The 20,404-nt window shown below is 52.1% G+C and carries 9 protein-coding genes; 8 read left to right on the top strand and 1 reads right to left on the bottom strand.

Features of this window, described 5'->3' with window-relative positions; translation table 11 throughout:
* Positions 1-202: 202 nt before the first annotated feature.
* From urtA to EUZ85_RS22600, 8 genes are all read left to right on the top strand, one after another.
* A complete protein-coding gene (gene urtA, locus EUZ85_RS22635; RefSeq protein WP_127972197.1) occupies positions 203-1,492 on the top strand; it encodes an urea ABC transporter substrate-binding protein in 1,290 nt (429 codons plus the stop codon).
* Between the two features lie 104 nt (positions 1,493-1,596).
* Entirely contained in the window at positions 1,597-3,276 is a 1,680-nt protein-coding gene (gene urtB / locus EUZ85_RS22630; protein WP_127972195.1) for an urea ABC transporter permease subunit UrtB, read from the top strand.
* 34 nt (positions 3,277-3,310) lie between these two features.
* Positions 3,311-4,522, top strand: coding sequence for an urea ABC transporter permease subunit UrtC (gene urtC / locus EUZ85_RS22625; protein WP_241566833.1), 1,212 nt, complete (start codon positions 3,311-3,313; stop codon positions 4,520-4,522).
* A gap of 9 nt (positions 4,523-4,531) precedes the next feature.
* Positions 4,532-5,290, top strand: coding sequence for an urea ABC transporter ATP-binding protein UrtD (gene urtD / locus EUZ85_RS22620; RefSeq protein WP_127972191.1), 759 nt, complete (start codon positions 4,532-4,534; stop codon positions 5,288-5,290).
* Positions 5,291-5,344: 54 nt separating this feature from the next.
* The gene (urtE, locus tag EUZ85_RS22615) at positions 5,345-6,040 is read left to right on the top strand and encodes an urea ABC transporter ATP-binding subunit UrtE (protein WP_127972189.1); all 696 of its coding nucleotides are present in this window, start codon (positions 5,345-5,347) and stop codon (positions 6,038-6,040) included.
* A 218-nt stretch (positions 6,041-6,258) separates the two neighbouring features.
* Positions 6,259-6,675 carry a hypothetical protein gene (locus EUZ85_RS22610; RefSeq protein ID WP_127972187.1) on the top strand — a complete coding sequence of 139 codons (417 nt, stop codon included), beginning with the start codon at positions 6,259-6,261 and terminating at the stop codon, positions 6,673-6,675.
* Positions 6,665-7,120: a hypothetical protein gene (locus EUZ85_RS22605; RefSeq protein ID WP_127972185.1), complete on the top strand. Its 456-nt coding sequence runs from the start codon at positions 6,665-6,667 to the stop codon at positions 7,118-7,120. The genes EUZ85_RS22610 and EUZ85_RS22605 overlap by 11 nt, the downstream gene beginning before the upstream one ends.
* Before the next feature lie 358 nt (positions 7,121-7,478).
* Entirely contained in the window at positions 7,479-7,838 is a 360-nt protein-coding gene (locus tag EUZ85_RS22600; RefSeq protein ID WP_127972183.1) for a histone-like nucleoid-structuring protein, MvaT/MvaU family, read from the top strand.
* A 199-nt stretch (positions 7,839-8,037) separates the two neighbouring features.
* On the opposite strand, the gene EUZ85_RS22595 is transcribed toward EUZ85_RS22600, so the two are convergent.
* Positions 8,038-19,872, bottom strand: a complete 11,835-nt coding sequence (locus EUZ85_RS22595) for a non-ribosomal peptide synthetase (RefSeq protein ID WP_127972181.1) — start codon at positions 19,870-19,872, stop codon at positions 8,038-8,040.
* Between the last annotated feature and the right edge of the window lie 532 nt (positions 19,873-20,404).

Below are 20,404 nucleotides of genomic sequence, written 5' to 3'. Positions count from 1 at the left end.
TTTTGAGCGCGCCCCGATATTGTGCCCCCATGCTTGAGACATGGGTCACACTGGTGCGAATAGCGGCTCCGTAAAACTACGTATCTTTGGGTTTTCATATGTAACGTTATGAAAACAAAGAGATAAAAAAGTGGTGGAACACTGCGTGCGTTGCTTGCGACGGGAGACACTCACAACATTAACCCGTATCGGAGTTCGTACAATGAAAAAAATGTCTAGGCGTGTTGGGATTGGTTTGAGCGCGTTGGCCCTTTCAATCAGCGCCTCTCTGGCGCAGGCGGCGGACACTATCAAGGTGGGCGTTCTGCACAGCCTGAGCGGAACCATGGCTATCAGCGAGACAACTCTGAAGGATACAGTTCTCATGCTCGTGGATGAGCAAAACAAGAAGGGCGGCCTGCTTGGCAAGAAGCTGGAAGCCGTCGTGGTTGATCCCGCTTCCAACTGGCCTCTGTTCGCCGAGAAAGCGCGCGAGCTGTTGGAAAAAGACAAAGTGGATGTAGTGTTCGGCTGCTGGACGTCCGTCTCACGCAAATCCGTATTGCCGGTATTTGAAGAACTGAACGGCCTGTTGTTCTATCCGGTGCAATACGAAGGGGAAGAGTCCTCCAAGAATGTTTTTTATACTGGCGCCGCGCCCAACCAGCAGGCGGTTCCCGCGGTGGACTATTTAATGGATGAATTGGGCGTTAAGCGCTGGGTGCTGGCGGGCACTGACTATGTGTATCCGCGCACCACCAACAAAATTCTGGAAGCCTACTTGAAAGCGAAAGGCGTCAAGCAGGAAGACATCATGATCAACTATACGCCTTTCGGACACTCCGACTGGCAGAGCATTGTCTCCGATATCAAGAAGTTCGGTTCCGCCGGTAAGAAAACCGCAGTGGTGTCCACCATCAACGGCGACGCCAACGTGCCTTTCTATAAAGAACTGGGCAACCAGGGTATTTCCGCGGAAGACATCCCGGTCGTGGCGTTCTCGGTTGGCGAAGAAGAATTGTCCGGGCTGGACACCAAGCCTTTGGTCGGCCATCTGGCGGCCTGGAACTATTTCATGAGCGTGGACGCGGAAGCGAATGATGAATTCATCGATTCCTGGAAAACCTTTATCAAGGATAAAAAGCGCGTCACCAACGATCCCATGGAAGCGCATTACATCGGCTTCAACATGTGGGCGGAAGCGGTCAAGAAAGCCGGGACCACAGATCCTGATGTGGTAGGGCAGGCGATTGTCGGCGTCACGGTGCCGAACCTGTCCGGCGGCTACGCCACCATGATGCCCAACCACCATATCACCAAGCCGGTGCTGATCGGTGAAATTCAGGAAGACGGTCAGTTCGAAACGGTGTGGCGCACTTCCGGCGCCGTCATGGGCGACGCCTGGTCCGACTATCTGCCGGGCAGCAAAGACCTGACGGCGGACTGGACGCTGCCGTTGAGTTGCGGCAATTACAACGTCAAAACCGGCAAGTGCTCCGGGCAAAACTATTAATCGATCACGTCCATCCCATCGCGGAAGTTGCTGTGGCGCCAGCTTTGGCTGGCGTCGCAGCGCCGACTTACGCAGGGCGTAAACCGCTACGGAAAGAGTAACCCATGCGACGACTTTCCCTCCTGTTTTCCTCAAGCCTGCAGCTGAGACGTGTAAGACTGGGCTGTGCGCTATTAATGTTATGTCTTTGGATGTTGGGCTCCGGCGCGCAGGCGGAACCCGCCGACGCCCGCCTGGAACCCATTCTTACCCAATTAAAGACGGCGGGCTTTGCTGAAAAAGAACAGCTCGTCGGTGAATTAAGCGAGATCGACGATCCCCTGGTCGCTCCCATTCTCAGCGCGTTGCTGGAAGGCGATCTGCAATACGCCAAGAAAGGCGAAGGCGAAGTGGTTATCTTGCGCTACGCCAATGATCTTTACTCTGCGCAAAACGCGCTGACCGGCGAGGTGACGGAGGACGTCAAGAAGCGCGCGTTCAAGAAGATCAGTGTGAATAATTCCCTGCGGCAATTGCTGCGGGAAAGTCTGGCGGCGTTGCAATTGCGGTCGCCGGATTTGCATGTGCGTCTGGAAGCGGCGCGCAATATGATGAAATCCGATGACGCGAGCAATATTCCTCTGCTGCAGCGCGCGCTGGAGAAAGAGCAGGAAGCGTCCGTTCAAGAGCTGTTATCTGTCGATCTGGCCATGTTGCAGGCGCGCTATGGCGAAACAACGCAGAGTCGGGTGGCGGCGATAGAGCAATTGCAGGGCGAGCTGTATGTGGAAGTGCGTTCGCTGCTGCGCAGCTTTCTGAATACTAATGGCCAGGGCGAATTCCTGGAGCCGGACCCGGCGGTGAGACTGGCGGCGCAGGAGGCGTTGGATGCGATCGAAAGCCTGGTCGCCTTCAATAAAGGCGTAGAAAACGTCTATTTCGGCGTCAGCCTGGGCGCCGTATTGCTGCTGGCGGCGGTGGGGCTGGCTATCACGTTTGGCGTGATGGGGGTCATCAATATGGCCCACGGCGAGATGATCATGCTGGGGGCATATACGACCTACGTGATTCAGCAATGGATGCCGAACCATATTGAGTACTCGCTATTTGTCGCTATCCCGGCGGCGTTTCTGGTGTCCGGTCTGGCGGGCGTTGTGATTGAGCGTGGCGTGATCCGTTTTCTTTACGGCCGCCCTCTGGAAACCTTATTGGCCACTTTCGGCATCAGCCTGTGCCTGCAACAACTGGTCAGAACCGTTTTCGGTTCATTGAATCAATCTGTTATTACGCCGGCCTGGATGTCGGGCTCCATTGAGATCAACGGCGCCCTGTCTCTGACCTACAACCGTTTATACATCATTATCTTCAGCATTCTGGTGCTGCTGGCGCTGGCGGCGTTGCTGCGTAAAACCCAGTTCGGACTGCAAATGCGCGCGGTGACGCAAAACCGGCCTATGGCCAGCTCCATGGGGATACGCACTGGCTGGCTGGATGCGCTGACTTTTGGTCTGGGGTCCGGCATCGCCGGTATCGCCGGCGTGGCGTTGAGTCAGTTGACCAATGTTGGTCCCAATCTCGGGCAGGCGTACATCATCGACTCGTTCATGGTGGTGGTGTTCGGCGGCGTGGGCAATCTTATGGGCACGTTCGTGGGCGCCATGTCCCTGGGCGTCGCCAACAAGCTGATGGAGCCATTCGCCGGCGCGGTGCTGGCGAAAATCCTGATGCTGGTTTTCATCATACTGTTTATCCAGAAATACCCGCGGGGCATGTTCGCTCTCAAGGGCCGCGCGGTGGAGGGCTGATACGATGCGGTTGGGACCTCTCACGCAGTTTCTAATGAATGATAAAGGCGGTCGCTATTTATTGTTGGCGCTGGCTGCGCTGGCGGTGATCGTACCGCTGCTGAATCTGACCATGGCGCCGGGTTCGGCGCTGCATGTGTCCACCTATACGGTGACGTTGCTCGGAAAGTACCTCTGCTATGCCCTCTTGGCGCTGGCGGTTGACCTGATATGGGGATACTGCGGAATTCTCAGTCTGGGACACGGCGCTTTTTTTGCCTTGGGCGGTTATGCAATGGGGATGTATCTGATGCGCCAGATCGGCGAGCGGGGCGTTTACGGCGATCCGTTGTTGCCGGACTTCATGGTGTTTTTGAACTGGAAAGAGCTGCCCTGGTATTGGCATGGCTTCGATAATTTCGGCTTCGCCATGCTGATGGTGGCGTTGGCGCCGGGTCTGCTGGCGTTCGTGTTCGGCTGGCTGGCGTTTCGCTCGCGGGTCACCGGCGTTTATCTCTCCATTATTACCCAGGCGCTGACCTACGCTCTGATGCTGGCGTTTTTCCGCAACGATATGGGGTTTGGCGGCAATAACGGGCTGACGGATTTCAAGGATTTGTTGGGCTTCAACCTGCAATCGGACGCCACGCGCTGCGGTTTGTTTATCGCTTCCGCCGTGGCGCTGATGCTGGGGTATGTTCTATGCCGTCGTATTGTTAACTCCAAACTGGGGCGCGTTCTGATAGCGGTGCGCGATGCGGAAGCGCGCACGCGGTTTTTGGGGTATCGGGTGGACAAATTCAAGCTCTTTGTCTTCGTTGTCTCCTCGGTGCTTGCAGGAATAGCCGGCGCCCTCTATGTCCCTCAAGTGGGCATTATTAATCCCGGCGAATTCTCCCCCATCAACTCCATCGAGATCATCATCTGGGTGGCTGTCGGCGGTCGCGGCACGTTGTATGGCGCGGTTATCGGGGCCATAGCGGTAAACTACGCGAAAACCTATTTCACGGGGGCGTTTCCAGAGCTCTGGCTGTATTGTCTGGGCGCTTTATTCGTGGTCACGACGTTGTTTCTGCCTAAAGGTCTGGTCGGGCTGCTTGAACGCATCCGTCCAAGGGAAAAGTCGATGATGCAGTCTCAACCTGAAACGTCTGGGGACGCCGTTACAGCGACTGGTTCCGCCGCGTCGACGCCAAGTGAGCCTTCGCGTCCCGCCGCCGCTGACCCGCATGCCGGGAAAACGGTGGAAGTCAGCCCCAGCTCATAAGGAAAGATCATGCAAGCGAAACATCTGCAACAACCCAGCATTCTTTATTTAAACGGCGTCTCCGTCAGCTTCGATGGCTTCAAGGCGCTGAACAGTCTGTCATTGATTCTGGCGCCGGGGGAGCTGCGCGCGATTATCGGTCCAAACGGCGCAGGTAAGACCACCATGATGGATGTGATTACCGGCAAGACGCGGCCTGACACCGGGCAGGTGCTGTTCAACAATAACGTTGACCTGACTCAGCACGACGAGGCTGAAATCGCCAATATGGGCGTCGGCCGCAAATTCCAGAAGCCGACGGTGATTGAGTCGCTGACGGTGTTTGAAAACCTGGAGCTGGCGCTGCAAGGCGGTCGCAAGGTGTATGAGGCCTTTTTCCATCGGCTCAGTAAGGCGCAGAAAACCCGCATCAATGAAATTCTGACGCTGGTGGATCTCAGCGCCAGGGCGGGCGAACTCGCCGGCGCGCTGTCTCATGGTCAGAAGCAATGGCTGGAGATCGGCATGTTACTGATACAGGGGCCGGAATTACTGCTGATTGACGAACCGGCGGCGGGCATGACCGACGTGGAAACCGAGAAAACCGCCGAGTTGTTCAAAGCGGTGTCCAAGCAGCATTCCCTGGTGGTCGTGGAGCACGACATGGATTTTGTGCGCGCGCTGCAATGTAAAGTCACGGTTTTGCATGAAGGACGCGTCCTGGCGGAGGGTTCTCTGGATCAGGTGCAGAAGAATCAGCAAGTTATTGAGGTTTATCTAGGGCGGTAGGGGTAAGTAGACGCCCCTGGATCAAACAGCGACAGAATAATCGAGTATTGTCATATGTTGAACGTACAGAACGTGGACTTGTTTTACGGCGCCAGTCAGGCCTTATATAGCGTCAGTATGGAAGCGGAGGCGGGCAAGGTGTCCTGCATTCTGGGTCGCAATGGGGTCGGCAAGACCTCTCTGTTGCGTGCGCTGTCCGGTCGCCATCCCGTCAAAAAGGGCGCAGTGCTCTGGCAGGGGCGCGATATTGCGCGACTCTCCCCCCATGACCGCGCCAAACTGGGCATCGCCTATGTGCCCCAGGGGCGCGAGATATTTTCCCAGCTTACGGTGCTGGAGAATCTGAAAACCGGCTTCGCCGCTATTCCTCGCAGCCAACGCAGCATTCCAGAGGAAATCTTCACGCTGTTTCCCGTATTGAAAAGTATGCTGAAACGCCGCGGCGGCGACCTCTCTGGGGGGCAGCAACAGCAACTCGCCATCGCCCGCGCCCTGGTCACCCGTCCCAAGCTTTTGATGTTGGACGAGCCGACGGAAGGCATCCAGCCATCCATTATCAAAGATATCCAAAGCGTCATCGGAAGACTGCGCGACAGGGGCGATATGGCCATTGTGCTGATCGAACAATACCTCGACTTCGCCTACGAACTCGCCGACAACTACGCCGTACTGGATCGCGGCTCCGTTGTCCTGTCCGGCCAGAAAGCGGATATGGATAAAGAGCAGGTCAGAGGGTACATGACGGTGTGAAAAACTGACTCAGGGATGAGTTTGACGACTCCTATCTATCTACTGCCTGCGCGTCATATCCTGCTCAGGTGGCGCCCCTGCGCTTAGCCATTAAAGTTTCATATAAATAAATCCCCAACATACTCTACTCTTAAGTGAGTCGTTTCGCTTTGACCAATAAGGAAATGGTAACGCGTCGGAACTGTGTTATTGCTTATTTCCAATATAGAGGTAAAAGCATGTTAAGAAGCATCTATGAAAAATACTCGGATCTGATGTGGCGTCCCGTGTCCGTGAAGATTGAGGGTGAGGCGCGTGATGCGATGATCTTTGATCTGTCACAGGTGGATGAAAGCGACGCGGAAAGCTTTTTTGACGATCTGTTCTGCGATGGCATGCCTGAAGACTTGGACCTGGACACCAAAATTCCATTTTTAGTCACGGGGTTTATTAACGGCGACTTTGAAGTGGGCGACCTGGATGTCATCGCGCAACCGGAAAGCCTGTTGTTTCTTGATATTGAAAATGCGCAAGATGGGAAATGCCCGGTTTACTACATTGAAGTGGGGGGCACGGCGATAGTGGAAAGCTTTAAGAAGCTATGTGACGATGTGAACGATTTGGTAATCGCCGATAGAGAACACGATGCAGAATAAATCGACAACGATGGACCTTTATTCATGGCGCCAGCAGGGAGAAATATATTTCTGGCGCTATAAAAACAACCCCAGCAATTACGCCGGCTGGCATTTGAGCGCGGATGCAACCGGCGCCGATTCGCTCATACTGTTATTGGAGCAGTGTATACAGATTCCCGACTCACTGTATCGCACCCTAACTTTAACTAAACCTGACGCGGCGGCGTCGGTGGCGAATTGTCGCGACCAAGTGATTAGCTTTCCCAAAGTTAAGCTGATCTATACGCCGGATGGGAAAGAACAATGGACGATTAACGAAACCGAAGGCGAACCTTGTCTGAATATATCGAAACAGAGCGCTCAAATACTGATGCAGGGATTGCAGGATATTAAGGCGGGAAGGGGAGACTACGCTTTAGGCGACAAAGAACATCGGCTTTGGTTCTGGTGGTGTTTGAAGTAGTCACAATCCTCAACCCTCGTAAATATCCTGCATCCACTCAAATCACTCCCGGCGCCTTAGTTATCGCTTATTAACGTGGCGTCAGCCCGTCTATGTATAAGTGGTTTTATCTGGTTGTATAGTTCGCATTGCAATAGTTTTGATTATAAAGTGATCGAATTCGCGTAAGGATAGAGTCGATACAACAAAAATTAATATGACGGTAATGTTATTTATTAGTAAATAATTGTGCATTATAAGTGAAAATGCTTGATGCTTAATAACTTTGCGTTATACTCCGCTTCCAACTCGTATTTTATTGGCTGGGCTGTAAATGGCCCGGAATCAATAGTTTTCATAATTACATTTGGGATAAGAAATGAAAAAGATCAACGCCTACGAAACTACTCTTGCTGAAATCGAAGCGCTTAAAAAGAAACTGGAAGCGCTGGAAAATGACGACGAACTGAAAAAGAGTCTGGAATTCAAAAAGCAACTTGAAGAACTCATGAAAAGCTACGACGTTTCTTCCGAGGAGCTGCTGAACCTGTTGCGTGGAGATAAAGCGCCAGCTAAAGTCTCTGCTTCTGACAAGCGTCGTGGCGCGCGTCCCTTGAAAGTGTACAAAAACCCAGAAACCGGCGAAGTAGTTGAAACCCGCGGCGGTAACCACAAAGTTCTTAACGCGTGGAAAGAACAATACGGCAAAGAAACTGTTGAGGGCTGGTTGGCTGCTTAATGGTTATATAAGGCAGTAATCGGTTAGCGCTTATACATCCTCTATTCTAAGGGGATATCAGTAAAGCGTCTTACCAGGCCTTTATGGAAACGCCTCCTATATGGAGGCGTTTTTCGTTATGGCGTGTTCCCTTTATGAAAAGCGAATACGCCCAGTGATAGTTGTCAGGAGGGGCCAGGAAGAAGTCATATTCCCATTTCTACAAAAGCATTTCCTCCTCATTGCTTTTGCTATTCATGCTGATGCTTCTCTCTGTAGCCAGAATAGGTGCGATAGCGGAGGCAATAGAATGAACGTTCTTAGCTCTTAACATTGAGACATGTCCGCCATCCACCTTGTGCGCATTAATGGGCTGGGCGCATAGCTGGTTGTAGTTCTCAATGGCCAAAAGAAGCTTCCCTCCGGGATAGGAGTCTTCGCTGTATAAAAAAAGAAGCTTGCCATCCAACCTGCCGCTTGGCTTATATTGATTGAATAGTGACTCCTGAGCAGCATAGACTTCTAAGAACCCATCCAGTAGTTGGGTATTGCCATTGGCGGGAAGCAGGCCCCCCATTACCATTAATTGCTTAACTTTCTCTTTCGCTGACGGGAAATTGCGGTTTGGATCTATAGATGCTTCTCCAAGAAACTCATCTATAACATGCAGCACCTTTTCTGCGACACTCATGTCAGGCATGGCGGAAACTTCACTGGAAAGGATAGAGTTAGATAGCACTGTATCTAAAATAATGACATGCACTTCCTGGCTGCGGGCTTCCAGTTTTCGTGCGAGTTCAAATACTACCCGTCCGCCAAAAGAGTGACCTAATAAGTAGTAGGGGCCTATCGGTTGCTCGATAGTGATCGCATCCAGGTAACAGCTAATCAATGCATTCCAATCATTATGAGGCTCTTGGGCTCCATCAAGTCCTTTAGCTTCAAATACTAATACCTGCGTAAACTGACTTAGCTCGTCTGATAGTGCTTGGTAAGCGATACTAAACCCTCCCGCTCCAGGCACGCAGAATAGTTTAGAGGAGACTTTATTCGTTAATGTTTCGTCCGATAACCTCACCAGTGGCTTCCATTCTCTGAGCCTATCTTCGGTACGATAGGCGTCAATAAATGTAGCCAGGTCTTTTAATTGGGAATGCCCAAAAATATCTCTTATAGCAATTTGCGCCCCGAACTGATCACTAATTGCTGAAACTAATCTCATCACTAACAAGGAATGCCCCCCTGACTCAAAGAAGTTGGCGCTGGCGCTGAGAGGGTGGTCGATCTGCAGCAGCGATCGCCATATGTCAGCCAGTTTGCATTCTGTGGGGGTTGCTGGCGCCATAAACTCGTCCGCAGAGGCGGCATAGTCTGGGGCTGGTAAGGCGTTGCGATCGACTTTACCATTGGGTGTTAGCGGCAGTGAATCCAGGGTTACAAATGCTGAAGGCGTCATGTAGTCAGGCAATTGCTGTTTGATGATCTGCCTTAGATCCTCAATCAAGACAAAGGCATTCGAAGTTGTCTTATCTGCGGCTGTCACGACGTACGCCACCAGACGTTTATCGTCTCGGTCTTCGCGAGCAACCACAACGGCTTCCCTAATGGCCTCATGCTGTAGTAAAACCGCCTCGATTTCCCCGAGCTCAATGCGAAAACCGCGAATTTTGACCTGATGATCAATCCGGCCCAGGAACTCCAGGTCGCCATCCGGCAGCCAGCGCACCAGATCCCCGGTGCGATACAAACGGTCATTGGCGCCGTCGCTGAAAGGATTTGGAATAAACTTCTCCGCAGTGAGGTCGGGGCGGTTTAAGTAGCCGCGGGCGAGGCCCGTTCCGCTAACCAATAACTCTCCAGGCGCGCCAATAGGTTGAAGCTGATTCTGTTGATTTACTACATAGCACTGGTGGTTTTTTAAGGGTTTGCCTATTGCCGGGATATCGCCCACGTTGAATTCTTTCACCCGTTCAATTGTCACCACGTGCGTTTCAGAAGGGCCGTAATGATTCCATAAGCCACAGCTGGGATGGGTTTGCATAAACTGATGTAAGCTGCCAGTGATTTGCAGCGCTTCGCCGGCAGTAATGATTTCTTTTACATATGGCAAGAGGATTTTCTGTTTGTTTAAGAAGTCAGTTAGCGCCTGTAACAACGCAGGCGCAATAAACAGGCGCTCAATGCGTTGATTGGATAACACAGCCGCTAGCTGTGACATATCCAGTCTCGCATCGTTATGGATAAGTACAAGGCAACTTCCTGTAAACCAGCTGGTGACGATCTCTTGCAGCGCTACGTCAAAAGTGATGTTGGTAAGCTGAAGCGTCCTCATCGCCTGAATTAATTGCCCTTCCAATGCCTGATGCTGGACCAGATTCAGCAGGGTCTGATGGTGTTGTAATACGCCTTTGGGTTTCCCTGTGGAGCCGGATGTATAGATCACATAAGCCAAGTCATTGGAGCGGCTGGAGACAGGTGATTGACTGCCGGGAGAGCTTTCAATAATGGACCAATCAGCATCCAAACAAACTAAAGCGCCAGAGTAGCTACTCAATGATTCGGCGCAGCGCGTCTGCGATATCAATAACACAGGCTGGCAGTCATCCAATATGGCTTGAATCCTTGCAGGCGGCGCGGAAGGATCCAGCGGCACGTAGGCGCCGCCAGCTTTTAATATGCCCAGTAGCCCAATGATCATCTCCAGGCTGCGCTCCACACAAAGTCCCACCAAGGAATCGGGTTTTACGCCTTGTTCGATTAAATAATGGGCCAGCTGATTGGCGCGTCGATTGAGCTCGTCATAGGTCAACGCGTCGTCTGCAAACACTACCGCCACCGCCTGCGGAGACTTCGCAGCCTGGGCTTCAAACAACTCGTGGATGCATTGGTCGGCCGGGTAGGGCGCGGCGGTTTGGTTCCAGTCAATGAGCAGTTGTCGGGTTTCCTGCTCGGTCAGCATATTTAATCCGCTCATCGCGGATGACGCTTCTGCCCGAGTCATAGCGATGAGAAGTTGCTGTAAATGTGTCAGCAGCCGACGAATGCTGTCCTCAGCGAAGCGCTGTGGTTGATACAGCAATTTAAAGTGCAGCCGGTCATCGGGAACTATAGACAGGCTCAGAGGATAGTTCGTCTGCTCGTTTGCGATAACCTGTGCTATGACGAATCGATCGGAGGAAGAGGTAGATTCCGTTAATGAGGCGTCCAGCGGGTAGTTTTCAAATACAAGCAGTGATTCGAATAAATGACGGCCGCCGCCGATCTCGCTCCAGTGTTGAATATCCACTAATGGTGCGTAGCTGTAATGGTCGTGTGAGGCTTGGGCCTTATGTAATTGTTGCAGGCAATCGGCGATAGAGAGGTTACCTGTCAGCTGTAGCCGCATGGGGACGCTGTTGATAAACAGTCCCACCATGAACTCTGCGCCGGGCAGCGCCTCCGGGCGTCCTGAGCGCGTGCCGCCAAACACCACATCCTGCTCGCCGCTATAGCGGCTGAGCAACAGTCCCCATGCGGCTTGCACGACGCTATTGAGCGTCACCTGCTGGCTCTGGGCCAATTGCTGAAGCTGCGTGGTGAGCGTCGCTGAGAGAGTCAGGCCTGCTTCCTGTTGCGGCTGTGCATCCGCGGTGGCGATCGACGGACGGGCGCCGGGCAGCGCCGTTGGCGCGTTAAATCCGGCTAAATAGGCGCGCCAATAGTCTTCCGCCTGCGTGGAGCTTTGCTGTTGCAACCAGGCGATATACTCTCGGAAAGGCGCGACAGCGGGTAACGGGAGGGACTGTTGATTCGCTCCGTGTTGATAGAGCGTGAGCAGTTCTTTAAACAGGATCGGCAAACACCAGCCATCCAGCAAAGCATGATGGTGACGCCAGACAAACCAATAATCGGAGTCGCCCGTTTGCGCCAGGGTAAAATCCATGAGCGGCGCCCGTCGCAGGTCATAATGCGGCGTCTCTTCCAGTAGCGCCTGCAGGGTCGCCTGTTGCTCCGTCTCACTTAATGGACGCCAGTCCAGCCGCCGCCAGGGCGCTTCCGCCTGGGATTGAACAAGCTGCAGCGGCTCTTGTCCTTCTACCGAGGCAAAGGCGGTTCGCAGGATGGCATGGCGCGCTATCAGGCTTCGCCAGCACTGTTGAAACAGGAGCGGGTCAAGCTGGCGCAGCATGATTCCCAGCCGGGTCATATACACCCCCGTGTCCCCGCTTAGCTCGGTGTGGAACAACATCCCTTGCTGCATCGGCGTGCTGGGGTAGAGATCCTCTAATGTGGGATAGTCCTGCTGTAACCGGTCGAGCTGGCGTTGAGATAATTTAACCAGAGGAAAGTCTGAAGGCGTATGGCTTCCCGCGGAGTGGGCGCAATGGCGAATGATCTCGGTTAAGTAAAAGCGGTAGCGGTCCGCCAGTTGGGCGATTTGCTCAGCGGCGAATTGCCCGGAGTGATAGTCCAGAGTGAGTCGCCATTGCCCGGAAGCCACCAGGCAATTGAAGCCCAGGAGGTGTTCGCGTTGCAGTCTTGGACCAGCGCTTTCCCCTGTGTCGGCCATGGACAGCTGAAGTGCGTTGGTTTGATCAAACTGACCTAAATAATTGAAGACCACGGCAGAGGGCTGATGCTCGGGCAAAGCGTCCGATTGAAAGCGTTGCAACACTCCATAATCAATGCCCTTGTTCGGTATCTGTCGCAGCTGTTCCTTCACCGCCTTAATGTGCTCGCCTAACTCTGCAGAGTCTGCGGATGCATTGGTCGCCTTGCGTAAATGCACCGGGAAAACAGAGGTGAACCAGCCGACGGTTTCACTCAGGTTAATCTCTTCAAACAACGTCTCGCGCCCGTGTCCTTCCAGATCAACGCGTAAACTGTCGCCGCCGGTCCAGTCGGTGACGGCTAATAATAAAGCGGTCAATAACAGGTCGTTGATCTGGGTGTGATAACAGGCGTTGCTTTGCTGCAGCAGTTGCTGAGTCAAGGTCTCGCTGAGTTGCAGGGAGTGATAAGCCGTCTGCTGGTAATCCAGGCTATCGGTCGACGACAAGGGGCGGGCCGGTAAGTCCGGCGCGGGCTGACTTAGCGTCTGTCGCCAATAACTGGCGGTTTGCTGGCAGGCGGATGTCTCGCTGTACGCCTCCAGTTGTTCGGCCCAGGCTTGGTAGCTGCTGGTTTTGGGCGCCAACGTGATAGTGGCGGAGGCGGCGTATTGCTCAAGCGCCTGTTGCAAGTCCTGGAGCAAAATCCGCCATGACACGCCGTCCACAATCAGGTGATGCATGATCCAAATAAGTTCGCTGGCGGCTGTCGCCTCATCGTAAACCCAGAGCCAGCGGATTAGCGGCGGTTGCGCCAGATCAAAACTGGCTTGTAACGGGTTCGCCTTCTCGATGATCTGCCGCCGCCGGGCGTCCTCCGCCATGGGAGGCAGGCTCAGACGCTGTATCGTTTTGGCTATCGCTTCGGGAGCGATAGACCGGTAGCTGGCGCGCCAGTGTGGAGCCTGTTGTTGGAAGGCCAGACGCAATACGTCATGACGCGCTACTATCGCCGCCAGAGCTTGGTGCAAGGACTCTTCTGTCACGCCAGCGGGTAAGGATACGCGAACGGCCTGGTTAAAGTGTTGCGCGCCAATGGGCTGCGTTGCGAGAAAGTGTTGCTGTATGGGCAATAAGGTCTGCGCTCCTTCGCTGTCTTTCTGAGGCGCATCGGCTTCGACTTTGGCCGTCACCTGCAAGGCGAGTTCAGCAATGGTCTGGTGCGTAAACTGCTGACGGGTGGTTAACGCCAGGCCTGCTCGTTGTGCTCTGGAGGCCACCTGCATGGCTTTTATGGAATCCCCGCCCACGGTAAAGAAGTTTGCGTCAACGCTCACTTGGTCAAGTCCCAGCACTTCTCGCCAGATCGCGCCAAGCTGCGTCTCAATGGGCGACGTCGGTGCGATGTAGTCAACTTGAGGCGTATAGTCCGGGGCTGGCAGGGCGTTGCGATCGACTTTGCCGTTGGGGGTTAGCGGGAATGAGTCCAACGTTACAAACGCTGAGGGCGTCATATAGTCCGGCAATTGCTGTTTTATGGTCTGCCTTAGATCCTCAATCAAGACAAAGGCATTCGAAGTCGTCTTATCTGCGGCTGTCACGACGTACGCCACCAGACGTTTATCGTCTCGGTCTTCGCGAGCAACCACAACGGCTTCCCTAATGGCCTCATGCTGTAGTAAAACCGCCTCGATTTCCCCGAGCTCAATGCGAAAGCCGCGAATTTTGACCTGATGATCAATCCGGCCCAGGAACTCCAGGTTTCCATCCGGCAGCCAGCGAACCAGATCCCCGGTGCGGTACAAACGGTCATTGGGATCGTCGTTGAAAGGGTTTGGGATGAACTTCTCTGCGGTGAGGTCGGGACGGTTCAAGTAGCCGCGAGCGAGCCCCGCGCCGCCAATGTAGAGTTCACCGGCTACCCCAATGGGTTGTAGTGACTGATTCGGTGATAATACATAAACGGTTGAATTTTTAATGGGTCGACCAATAGGAACAGACCTATTTACACCGAGGCTGGGGGAAGTTGTAAAGCAGCAAGTAAAGGTTGTATTTTCAGTTGGGCCATAGCCATTAATAATTATTAAGTCTGGGTTCGTGGAGTACAGCTTGGAAACTGTATGAGGCGAAACTATATCTCCTCCCGTTAGAATGTATTTCAGGGAATTGAGCTTGGGTGTATCTGTAGCGAACTGATCAAATAAGCCAGAGGTTAGCCATATAGTGTTGATATGGTTGTTGTGTATAAACTCATGGAGTTGCAGAATGTCTATGACTGGCTGAGGATAGAGGACCAGTCTTCCGCCATTAAGTAAAGCCCCCCAGACCTCAAACGTAGCTGCATCAAATGTAATCGTCGCGCACTGGCCCATGACGGTTCTATTGCTTAATGGCGCATAGCTATTGCCGATGACTAAACGTGTTACTCCTTGATGAGGGGTAAGCACCCCTTTCGGCCTGCCGGTCGAACCCGAGGTGTAAATCACATAAGCCAAGTGCTGCGAAGTCAGTTGCAGGCGGCCTTTAGCAATATTCTTATCAGAATGCCTGGAGAGTAATTGCTGGTGATTTTCGGCGTCCAGGCAAATAGAGGAGAGGCTCGCCAGAGGAGGAATAGATCCGTTCAGCGTGGTTTGAGTCACGACTAGTTCAATGCCGCTGTCTTCGATCATGTAGTCCAGTCGTTCCATGGGATAGCTGGGGTCCAGCGGCACATAAGCGCCGCCGGCTTTCAAGATGCCCAGTAGCCCTATAATCATCTCCAGGCTGCGCTCCACGCAAAGCCCCACCAGTGTGTCGGGTTTTACCCCTTGTTCGATTAAGTAATGGGCCAGCTGATTAGCGCGTCGATTGAGTTCGCCATAGGTCAACGCGTCCTCTTCAAACAGGACCGCCGCCGCATTCGGGGTTTTCGCCGTCTGGGCTTCAAACAACTCGTGGATACATTGGTTGGCCGGGTAGGGCGCGGCGGTTTGGTTCCAGTCCACAAGCAGTTGCTGAGTCTCCTGCTGGGTAAGCAAGGAGTAGGCGTTGATCGATTGATCCGGTCTGGCGACGATTTCCGTGAGCAGTTGATTGAGATGACCCGCCATACGCTGAATGGTCGCGGTTTCGAACAGCTGTTTGTTGTATTCCCAATCCAGTGTCAGGCCTTCTGCGTCTTCTGCTACATTCAAGGTCAGGTCAAACTTGGCTATCGTGAATTCAGGCGTTTGCATCGATAGCGTCAGTTCGGGCAGGGACAGGGTCTCTTGCTGGTTGTTTTGCAGGGCGAGCATCACCTGAAATAATGGGTGATGGCTGAGATGTCGAGCGGGCTGTAGCGCTTCGACCAGCTGCTCAAAGGGAACCTGTTGATGGGCGTAGGCCTCCAACGGCGTTTGCCTGCACTGCTGGAGCAATGCGTCGAAGGTCGGGTTCTCAGACAGACCCGCACGCAGAACCAGTGTATTCACAAAGAAGCCGATGAGCGAAGCGACTTCCGCCTGCTCGCGATTGGCGACGGGGGAACCGACCACTATATCCGTTTCGCCGCTATAGCGGCTCAACAACACGGAAAACGCTGCATGCAACCCCATAAACAACGTGGCGCCCCGGCTGACGCAATAGCGCTTAAATGCGTCACTGAGGGCTTTGCCGATGACACAGTGATAAGCGGCCCCGTCAAAGGTCTGCACCGACGGACGCGGGTGATCCAGGGGTAACTGATGCACCTCCGGCAGCCCCTGCAGCTGGTCTCGCCAGTACGCCACCTGCTGCTCCAGCGGCTCGCCCTGCAAATAGTTCCGTTGCCACAGGGCGTAGTCCGCATATTGGACGACTAACGGGGGCAGGGGATTGGATTGGCCCTGAGTGAACGCCGTATACAAGGCGTTCAGCTCACGGACCAATACGCCGATTGACCAGCCATCGGAAGCGATATGGTGCATGGTCAGCAATAACAAGGCGCGCTGATCGGCAAGCCGTAGCAATCGTCCGCGCAGCAGATAGTCTCGGCTTAAGTCGAAGGGGGCGGAGGCTTCGTCCAGTTGAAGTTGTTGAATGGCTTGATCTAATGCTTCGCCTCCCAAGTCGTGTAGGTCCACCACATTGAGAGCCCAGTCGGCGGGGGGCGGCAGCACGTGCTGATGGGCATGGCCATCGACCGTGGTGAAACAGGTGCGCAGACTCTCGTGTCGCTGAATGATCGTGGATAAGGCGTGGTTTAATGCGGTTAGATTCAAGCGACCTTCCAGCAGTAACGCGCCGGGCATATTGTAGTGCGCGCTGCCGCCTTCCATCTGGTCAATAAACCATAAGCGCTGTTGCGCATAGGACAGCGGAATCTCCGTGATCTGCGGATCTCTCGGCGTAATGGCGGGAGCCTTAAGTGCAGTTGGGACGCTTTGCTCAATTAATGCGGCGATCTCAGACAGATGCGGTGTGTTGAACAGGTCTTTGATCGTGACCTCGACAGAAAAAGTCTCCCGAATGAGTGTGGCCAAGCGAACGGCTAACAAGGAGTGACCCCCTGACTCAAAGAAGTTGGCGTTTGCGCTGATGGGGCGGTCGATCTTTAGCAGCGACCGCCATATGCCAGCCAGTTTGCATTCCGTGGGGGTGGCTGGCGCCACAAACTCGTCCGCAGAGGCGGCGTAGTCTGGGGCCGGTAAGGCGTTGCGATCGACTTTGCCGTTGGGGGTTAACGGCAGTGAATCCAGGGTTACAAACGCCGCGGGCGTCATATAGTCAGGCAATTGTTGTTTGATGATCTGCCTTAGCTCATCAATCAAGGAGTTCGAAGCCGTCTTATCGGCGACTGCCACGACGTACGCCACCAGACGTTTATCGTCTCGGTCTTCGCGAGCAACCACAACGGCTTCCCTAATGGCCTCATGCTGTAGTAAAACCGCCTCGATTTCCCCGAGCTCAATGCGAAAGCCGCGAATTTTGACCTGATGATCAATCCGGCCCAGGAACTCCAGGTTTCCATCCGGCAGCCAGCGAGCGAGATCCCCGGTGCGGTACAAACGGTCATTGGGATCGTCGTTGAAAGGGTTTGGGATGAACTTCTCTGCGGTGAGGTCGGGACGGTTTAAATAGCAGCGGGCGAGTCCCGCTCCGCCAATATAGAGCTCGCCAGTTACGCCAATAGGTTGTAGGGACTGGTTCGGAGATAACACATAGAGTTGTGTATTCGCAATTGGGGAGCCGATAGATAAAGCAGTAGAGAGTTCTGCCAAGGAATAAGTCGAGCAACAAACGGTTGCTTCCGAAGGGCCGTAAGCATTATAGAAACTCCGGTTAACCTTCCATTGCCGTGCAAGTGATAAAGGACAACTATCTCCGGCGACGATTAAGTGCTTAACACTCTTCCACTGATCAATATCTAAAACAGCCAGCATTGCCGGCGGCAAAGTCGCGTGTGTTAATTGCTGACGCTCCACGACTGCGGAAAGTGCTTCAGCTGAAGCTATCGTCTCCTGTCTATGCATATGTAGAGAGGCGCCTGCTATCAGGGCCATGCACCATTCCCAGGTGGCGGCGTCAAAACTAAGCGAAGCAAACTGTAATACCCGGCTGAACGCGGTGACGTCAAACAAGGATTGCTGAGCCAGCGCCAAATTAACCAGCCCTCGATGTTCAAGGCATACCCCCTTTGGTTTTCCTGTCGAACCCGAGGTGTAAATCACATACGCCAGGTGCTGCGAAGTCAGTTGCAGGCGGTTTTTGGCAATATTCCTATCGGAGCACAGGGAGAGTAGTTGCTGATGGTCTTCCGCATCCAGGCAAATAGAGGAGATGTTCGCCAGAGGAGGAATGGATCTCTTTAGCGCAGTTTGAGTCACGACCAGCTCAACGCCGCTGTCTTCGATCATGTAACCCAGTCGTTCCATGGGATAGCTGGGGTCCAGCGGCACATAAGCGCCGCCGGCTTTCAGGATACCCAGTAGCCCAATGATCATCTCTAGGCTGCGCTCCACACAGAGTCCCGTCAGCGTGTCGGGCTTCACCCCTTGTTCGATCAAGTAATGAGCCAGCTGATTGGCGCGCAGGTTGAGTTCGCCATAGGTCAACGCGTCGTTTTCAAACACTACCGCCACCGCATGTGGAGACTTCACAGCCTGGGCTTCAAACAACTCATGGATGCATTGGTTGGCCGGATAGGGCGCGGCGGTTTGGTTCCAGTCAATGAGCAGCTGTTGCGTTTCCTGGTGAGTGAGGATAGGAATAAGGTCGATAGACTGATCATGAAATTGCTCAAAACTGAGCAGCATATGGACAATTCTGTCCGCTAATAATGCGGCCTCATCTTTTGAAAAATAGTCAGTTCTATAGCTGAGTTTGAGCTGTAAAGGCTGATTGGCCCCGTAATCGCACCATCGGATTTGTAATGGCGTCATCTCATCATCGCTTGATAGGTGCTCAAATGAACTTTTGAGGCCGTCAAAATGTAAATCCAAATTAAATGCCTCATGATTTATGAGTACATCGAATATTTCGCCTGTATTGCTGGTTATTTTTTTTAAGTCGCGCTTCAAATGGCTGATAGGGTATCGTTGATGTCTATAGCTTTTTCTTAGTTTTTGAGATATTCCCTTTATAAGCTCAGACAAGGTCATCTCAGGAGAAATGCTCGCTTTAAAAGGAATGACGCCTGTCATCATTCCAACTGTAAGTCGCTCTTCTTTATTGCGGCGATTATGAACGGGTAATCCGAATGTAAGTGTGTCGACAGAGTTCACCCTGGAAAAATAAATGGATAAGGCGGCAACCGTAAGCTTGAGTAAGGATGCGTTAAATGTCCTTTCCAGTCTTTTTATATGAACTGCGTTATCTGTAGGTAGTTCTAGTGAGTAGTGTTCGCTTTTATGGCTTCCTAATGCGTACTTTTGGGTCAGGGAGGGAGAGGGGAAAGACTTAAACTGGTCTATCCAGTAGAGCCTGTCTTTTTGATATTTTTCAGATAAAAAATAGCTTTTTGAACTGTTTATGCACTTTTGGTAAGAGGGAGTTCTTTTTAACCATTCCAGTGATTCATCATGGATTAGGTTGCTATATGACTCAGAAACTATTTTTCCATAGTTTATATACCCCAATCCATCTATTAATATGTGGTGTGACTTGTTAACCCACCAATGGCTTGAATCGCTTATTTTGAGTAATGTGTTTTCGTATAAATACTTCTGGTTGAGATCAAAGGGGGTTGAGAAATAATTTTTAACCCAGTTTTCGGCAGCCAGTGAAGGGTTTTCTTCTTTGGATAAGTCAAAATATGATATTTCATCGTTACGATTATATGAATCAAAATTCTGCCTTAAAGTTTCGCCAGAAAAATCAAACTCTATTCCAAATAAGCCAATAGAATGGATTGATTTTTTTATCGCCTCTCTGAATTTTTCAATATTAAGGCCGCCTTTTATTTTGAAGTATCCGCCAATATTGTAGTGAGCACTTTCTGGATGCATTAATTGGTCAAAATAAACTTCCTCTTGGGAAGGATGTAATGAAATCCACTTTTCTTTGTCTTGATTAGAAATTGACATTTTTGTACCTGTCCCTGATGTAAATGATTATAAAATGATTGGTGTTGTTTTCGAGAATAAATATGTGAACGATCACTTGGTGTGCGAAAAAGAAGTAATTTACGGCTCTTTAAATTCCTTTATCAACCGCATTAAGTACTTAAGGGAAGTTGCCTTTTTATGAGTCTGTAGATCTTGGAGATAGCTGAAAAATGTCGGTAATTTCGTGGATTTTATATCTATCTTTCTCAAAGATATGAGTTAATTGTTGGGAGGGCGAGGCAGGTTGAATATTTTTCTTGGGCTGTCAGTTACATTTTGTAATGTAGCAGGATTAAGAAGATTGATTAATTTTACGATGTAAATTTTAAAAGTTAGATCCTGACAGGTTAAGACAATATTATTTGAGGAGAATAGAAGGTTTCTATGTGCTTGTCGGATTAATAGTTCAGAATACCATGCAGAAATGAGAGCGAATGTATCGATGGGCGCAGTGGTATAACTGATTCCAAATCAATATTAAGTGAGCGTGACAAGGGCGCCATTGTAAGGC

Source organism: Hahella sp. KA22 (genome assembly GCF_004135205.1).
In the GTDB taxonomy this organism is placed as follows: Bacteria; Pseudomonadota; Gammaproteobacteria; order Pseudomonadales; family Oleiphilaceae; genus Hahella.
Note: the sequence above shows the minus strand (reverse complement) of the source record. Positions and strands in the feature narration are given on the sequence as shown.

Excerpts from the sequence above, each read along its gene's own strand:
- urtA (WP_127972197.1), top strand. The coding sequence starts at position 203 with ATGAAAAAAATGTCTAGGCGTGTTGGGATTGGTTTGAGCGCGTTGGCC.
- urtB (WP_127972195.1), top strand. The coding sequence starts at position 1,597 with ATGCGACGACTTTCCCTCCTGTTTTCCTCAAGCCTGCAGCTGAGACGT.
- urtC (WP_241566833.1), top strand. The coding sequence starts at position 3,311 with ATGAATGATAAAGGCGGTCGCTATTTATTGTTGGCGCTGGCTGCGCTG.
- urtD (WP_127972191.1), top strand. The coding sequence starts at position 4,532 with ATGCAAGCGAAACATCTGCAACAACCCAGCATTCTTTATTTAAACGGC.
- urtE (WP_127972189.1), top strand. The coding sequence starts at position 5,345 with ATGTTGAACGTACAGAACGTGGACTTGTTTTACGGCGCCAGTCAGGCC.
- EUZ85_RS22610 (WP_127972187.1), top strand. The coding sequence starts at position 6,259 with ATGTTAAGAAGCATCTATGAAAAATACTCGGATCTGATGTGGCGTCCC.
- EUZ85_RS22605 (WP_127972185.1), top strand. The coding sequence starts at position 6,665 with ATGCAGAATAAATCGACAACGATGGACCTTTATTCATGGCGCCAGCAG.
- EUZ85_RS22600 (WP_127972183.1), top strand. The coding sequence starts at position 7,479 with ATGAAAAAGATCAACGCCTACGAAACTACTCTTGCTGAAATCGAAGCG.
- EUZ85_RS22595 (WP_127972181.1), bottom strand. The coding sequence starts at position 19,872 with ATGTCAATTTCTAATCAAGACAAAGAAAAGTGGATTTCATTACATCCT.